This is a genomic window from Oscillibacter sp. CU971 (assembly GCF_905219725.1).
In the GTDB taxonomy this organism is placed as follows: Bacteria; Bacillota; Clostridia; order Oscillospirales; family Oscillospiraceae; genus Oscillibacter.
This window is the reverse complement of sequence record NZ_CAJMXG010000131.1, coordinates 1-1,929: the sequence shown is the minus strand read 5'-3', so window position 1 is coordinate 1,929 and position 1,929 is coordinate 1. Positions and strand designations below refer to the sequence as shown.

General features: G+C 61.9%; 1 protein-coding gene. It reads left to right on the top strand.

The features are described 5' to 3' along the window. A partial coding sequence (locus tag JX325_RS09930) for an S-layer homology domain-containing protein (protein WP_204790990.1) occupies positions 1-1,796 on the top strand: 1,796 nt, incomplete at its 5' end. Between the last annotated feature and the right edge of the window lie 133 nt (positions 1,797-1,929).

Genomic DNA, 1,929 nt, shown 5'->3' with positions numbered 1-1,929 from the left:
GTGGTACAGCATCCGCTTCTCCGGCCTCTGCGGAGGCGGGGACGCTAATCAATCTGACCGCCGCGCCGGACAACGGCTATCACTTTAAGGAGTGGCTGGTGGTTTCCGGCGGTGTGACAATCAGCGATAGCAAGTTTACCATGCCCGCCGAAAACGTGACGGTCAGAGCGGTGTTTGAGCAGGACACCACTCCGCCCGATCCGCCCGATNCGCCGCAGNCGGAGACTTNCANNGTGACNGTGCAGACCGAGGGCAATGGTACGGCGTCCGCCTATCCGGCCTCCGCAACGGCGAGGACCGAAATCACCCTGACCGCCACGCCGGGGGATGGCCATCACTTCAAGGAATGGCAGGTGGTTTCCGGCGGCGCGGCAATCAGCGGCAACAGCTTCACCATGCCCGCCGGAAATGTGACGGTCAAGGCGGTATTTGAGCCGGACAGCGACCCCACTCCGCCTGATCCGCCGCCGTTCGACCCCGACCGCGTCGAGACGGCAATCGAGGTGAAGGAGGGGATTTCAGAGGTGCCCGAGGGCCTGAGCGGTATTCCCGCGCTAAACACCCCCGCCAAGCTGAACGCGGTGATGAAAACGGAGATCACCCGAGTCAACCCCGATATTCCGCTCCAAAATACCGCCGTCTATGATGTAACGCTGATGATCAGCACAGACGGTGGCGCGACCTGGACGCCGGCCACGGCGGACAACTTCCCCTCCGGGGGGCTGGCCGTCACCCTGCCCTATCCCAGCGGCACAAACAGCGGCTTCCGCTTCACTGTGGTGCATATGTTCACCACCACCGATTTTGGAAAGCGGCCCGGCGATACGGAGCGGCCCGCCGTCACCAATGTGGAAAATGGCATCCAGTTTACCGTGACCGGCCTGTCCCCGATCTCCGTGGGCTGGACGGCTCCCGCGGCCAATCCTGATACTCCGTCCGGCGGCGGTCATGGCGGCGGGGGCTGGAGCGCCAGCACCTACGCCGTCACCGTGGAAAAACCGGAACANGGCAAAGTAGCATCTAACCGCGCCAGTGCCAGCAGCAACAGCACCGTCACCCTGACCGTTACCCCGGACAGCGGCTATGAACTGGACACTCTGGCCGTCACCGACAGCCGGGGGAATGCGATCAGACTGATGGACCAGGGCGGCGGGAAATACACCTTTGCCATGCCCAGCAGGGCCGTAACGGTTATGGCGGTCTTCGCGCCCCTGCCGGGCGATAAGCAAAAGCCTTGTGACGGCGGCGCGGACTGCCCCTCCCGCGGCTTCACCGACCTGGGGAGCGTGGGGACTTGGTATCATGAGGCCGTAGACTATGTTCTGCGGAGTAGTCTGATGGGCGGCTATGGCAACGGAACCTTTGGACCGAGCAACAACCTCTCCCGCGCCCAGTTTGCCCAAATCCTCTTTAACATGGAGGGCAGGCCGGTTGTCAACTACCTGCTGCAATATGGCGATGTGGCGGAGGGCGCTTGGTACACCGAGGCCATCCGCTGGGCCGCCAGTCAGGGAATCATTGGCGGCTACAGCGGCGGGATATTCGGTCCTAACGACAGCATCACCAGGGAACAGTTGGCCGTCATGCTCTGGCGGTATGCCGGAAGTCCCGCCGCCACCGATAAGGAACTGCGCTTCACCGATGCGGACAAGGCTGGCGGTTACGCACTGGAGGCCCTGCGCTGGGCCGTGGAGAACAGCGTCATGAGCGGCAGGGGCGGCGGCATTCTGGACCCCAAGGGCCTTGTGACACGGGCACAGGCCGCGCAGATGCTTATGAATTTCCAGGAAAAGTAAAATCGGATCAACCAATATGGAATGCAGGCCACCTGTCCCTATGGACAAGTGGCCTGCACAGCTTGTCGAAAAAGTCTGCCTACCGGCAGACTTTTTCATGTAAAGATGATAAAATAGGGAGTAAGGGGTGAGG